Here is a 3,594-nt window from a genome sequence, read left to right as displayed (position 1 = left end):
TGCTAATCTGGCACCCGCCCAAGCACCATGCCAAACGTGCGACTTTTGAAGGCGACATTGCATCCAGGTGCCACACTTTCGCTGCAGATCCATCCCCGCCGCGCGAAGCACCGCATTGAAGTGGAGTGCATCGCAAAGATGATCGTTTACAAGGAAATGAAGCTCGCGATCGAGAATCAATGGGCCTATATCTCCTAGGGCACGTTGCACCGGATGGAGCCTCCGTGCTCGCACCCGATCGCGGCGACTGAGGTGCGTTGGAGGTCCTAATGTTTGCGAGAGCGGCGTCGGTCAGTATAAGGATGTCTATGCTCAGGTGCAGGCATGCAGGGGTAATGCATCTCAAAATCAAGTATGAATATGATCACCGCTTATATCCTCCCGACGAAATTGCATTTCGTCATTGCTCGCTTAAGCGGGCATTTGATAATTCTTCTGGAAGAGAGGTCTTGATGATCCCTGAGCACATAAAACCTTTGCTGCAGTATGCAAAGAATCCAAGCCAAATCTTGGCAAATATTCGGAGGTGGAAAAGCCCACAAGTTGATCAATTTCCATTTATATTTGTTTTGGGTCCTCCGAGAAGTGGCACTACGTTGCTGCATCGAATTTTACTAAATCATTCGAAAATTGTTGGATTCTCCGAAGAGACCGGTTCATTTTCGCCACGATCTGTGTATGATTACGAGAGGTTTAAGCACTTTCTAAACAAAGATGCTCATACGAAGGCGCTGGCTACCACAAGCTCGATGGCTGGTTTTTTTTCGGAATTTCATAAGTTGTCACTAGATTTGCCCGCTGGCGGGCGATTTGTTGAAAAGACACCTCAGCACGCAATTTATTTGTCCTATTTGATGTCTCGGTTTCCGCAGGCTCAGTTTATCTTTGCGCTGCGCGATCCTCGCGATACCTTTTGTTCTGGGTTTTCTGCGGGCAATATTCCTCAGGCTCGGCATGTAGAAAAACACGCTCGATACTTCCAATCTTGCGTTGCGCCACTCATTGCTTTGCATGATATGTATCATAGTCGTGTCTGCATGGTGAAGTATGAGGATTTTACAAGAACGCCACGAGGAGAGGTGGGAAGGATAATGAAGTTTCTCAAATTATCTGGAGAAGAAGATTTTCAGCTATCCAGGCGGGCGGTGAGTTCTGATGATCGCGCACATAAAGCAGAGTTCCAACGCTTAGCCCGCCCTATCACTCCTGCTACCGTGGGGCGCTGGAAAACAGAAATGAGCAAAAAACAAGTATCAGTATATCAAAAAATTGCTGGAGATAGCCTCTCATATTTTGGATACGAGCTCGCCTAAGGAGGATGAAATGAGCACTGAGCTGGAGAGGTCGATCAAAAACTCCGGATTTGGGGGAAGGGCGACATTTAGTCGTCGCAATAGGCTGTTTCGATTGCTGTGGTTGATAGTTTGGAAGTTGCTTGCCAGCTGGACACCGCCACAACTGCGAGGGTGGCGACGGTTTCTGCTGCGTAGCTTTGGCGCTCATATTCACTCTACAGCTGGCGTTCGTGGTTCGGTTCGAATTTGGTATCCTCCCCATCTGAAGATGGGGCCTTATTCCTCATTGGGCCCTCAAGTTGATTGTTATTGCCAAGGTCAAATCACCATCGGTGCGTACGCAGTTGTATCTCAGGGAGCCTATCTCTGCACCGGAACGCACGACATTCATCATCCCGATTTCCAGCTTTACACTCGACCAATCAACATCGGTGCTAACGCTTGGATTTGCGCAGATGCTTTTGTAGGTCCAGGGGTTAACGTGGGTGAAGGCGCTGTGCTAGGCGCACGAGGAGTCGCCTTCCAAGATCTTGAAGCATGGAGTGTCTATCAAGGCAATCCTGCTAAACTAATCAAGGGGCGTACCCGCTTCGAAAGACCGATGCCGTGACGCGACTTACCGCCCTCATCCTTACCTTCAACGAAGAGAAGCATATCGCGCGCTGCATCGAGAGCCTGAAGCCGGTCGTTGCCCGGATCTGCGTGATCGACAGCTTCTCGACTGATCGCACGGCGGAGATCGCCCGCGAACTCGGCGCGGAGGTCTTCCAGAACCCGTGGAAGAACTACGCCACCCAGTTCCAGTGGGGCATCGACAATGCCCGCATCGACACTCTCTGGACGATGCGCATCGACGCTGACGAATATCTCGAGCCCGGGTTGCAGCAGGCGATCCGCGGCTTCCTTGCGACCCCCGGAGAGGCCAATGCCGTCTATGTCCGGCGCAAGATGGTCTTCCTTGGGCAGCCGATCACGCACGGCTTCTTCTATCCGGCGATGATGCTGCGGATCTGGCGCTCCGGACAGGGGCGGATGGAGGCGCGCTGGATGGACGAACATGTCGTTGTCGAGGCGCCGGTGACGCGCAGCCTTGAGGGCGGTGATCTGGTTGACGCCAATCTCAACGACCTCGCCTGGTGGACGGCCAAGCATGTGGGCTACGCCCGGCGCGAGGTCTATGACATTGTGGCCAGCCGCGAGAAGCGTGACCACGAGGATCTGTCAAAGCTGTCTGGCCAGGCACGGCGCAAGCGCTGGCTGAAGGAAAAGGTTTATGCAAAGCTGCCCACGTCGCTACGCAGTTCGCTCTATTTCTTCTACCGGTATGTGATCGGACGCGGCTTTCTCGACGGGCGGGCGGGGTTCTTCTTCCACTTTCTTCAGGCCTACTGGTATCGCACCTTTGTCGATGCCACACTGATGGAGATGGAGCGGAGCGCCGCGGCGGAAGGACTGAGCCTGTACGAGCATCTGCGACGACAGGGGATCTATGAATGAGTGTCGGCTGCGGCGACATTCTTCGCGATCCGCACTTGGATCGATGAAAATGGTCCCGGCATTTCGCCCAAGAGTTTGCGCGCTATTTGCACGTGACCGTGCATACGGGTTCTGTTGCGCGAATTCATTATGGGATTAATATCGTGAATACAAAATGTTAGCTTGGCATCATGAGCAGGCCGATAACGGAGACGATCCTCACATGCCTGCTGACGACGATTGGTTTCCAATCTGTGTTCTTCCGAACGTCCCGATGGAGACGGCGATCGAGTGTGACTTGGCAGCGCTCGCGCCTGCGCACGACCTCCGCGTCATGCAGCTCAAGCGGGCTCATCCCACTTTCAAGCGTTTTTGGGCCGTTTCTCCGACGGTTTCGGGGTGCGGTTCGAGCCCAACGTCCTGCTTGTTCGAGCCGACGCGCCAGACGCGTTCCGCTCCTCGGCCGGTGTGGCCAGCTTTCGTGATCTGATTGCGATTTCGGTGCTTACGCGGACAAGATCCCTTGACCTTCGATATCCGCGTGGACACCGAGTGCTCTTCGCTGAGGCCTTCGCAATCTACCCTTGGATGATCGACCGACACTACGAGCACATGATCGGGCGCACACCGGCAATTCTCGGGTTGCACCTCCTGGAGAAGTTCAAGGGTCACTCGTCCCCGGCAATTTTTCGAACAGCTCTCAGAGTATCTGATGTTGATCAGCCACTCCTTGCAGGGCTCTTGGTGCGTTGGCAGCGCTGCTACGAGGACGAGGAGCCCTTATGGGAAGACCTGGCCCTCATGCGATCCCTGAATATGGCGT

The 3,594-nt window shown here is 53.8% G+C and carries 5 protein-coding genes; all 5 read left to right on the top strand.

Annotated elements, in window-relative coordinates; genetic code table 11:
- The first annotated feature begins 27 nt into the window (after positions 1–27).
- Positions 28–198: a hypothetical protein gene (locus tag CVV76_RS25715; RefSeq protein WP_102226982.1), complete on the top strand. Its 171-nt coding sequence runs from the start codon at positions 28–30 to the stop codon at positions 196–198.
- Positions 199–335: 137 nt separating this feature from the next.
- Positions 336–1,313, top strand: a complete 978-nt coding sequence (locus CVV76_RS22740; protein ID WP_158243224.1) for a sulfotransferase family protein — start codon at positions 336–338, stop codon at positions 1,311–1,313.
- Positions 1,314–1,323: 10 nt separating this feature from the next.
- Complete coding sequence (locus tag CVV76_RS22735; protein ID WP_102226980.1) at positions 1,324–1,905, top strand: LbetaH domain-containing protein; 582 nt, start codon at positions 1,324–1,326, stop codon at positions 1,903–1,905.
- The gene (locus CVV76_RS22730) at positions 1,902–2,792 is read left to right on the top strand and encodes a glycosyltransferase family 2 protein (protein ID WP_102226979.1); all 891 of its coding nucleotides are present in this window, start codon (positions 1,902–1,904) and stop codon (positions 2,790–2,792) included. Before CVV76_RS22735 ends, CVV76_RS22730 begins: the two co-directional genes overlap by 4 nt.
- 531 nt (positions 2,793–3,323) lie before the next feature.
- Positions 3,324–3,594: hypothetical protein (locus tag CVV76_RS25525; protein ID WP_233193118.1), on the top strand; the 271-nt coding region annotated here is incomplete at its 3' end.

The organism is Acidimangrovimonas sediminis, assembly GCF_002871005.1.
Classification (GTDB): domain Bacteria; phylum Pseudomonadota; class Alphaproteobacteria; order Rhodobacterales; family Rhodobacteraceae; genus Acidimangrovimonas; species Acidimangrovimonas sediminis.
The sequence above is the reverse complement of the archived record's forward strand: the minus strand, read 5'-3'. Positions and strand labels throughout refer to the sequence as shown.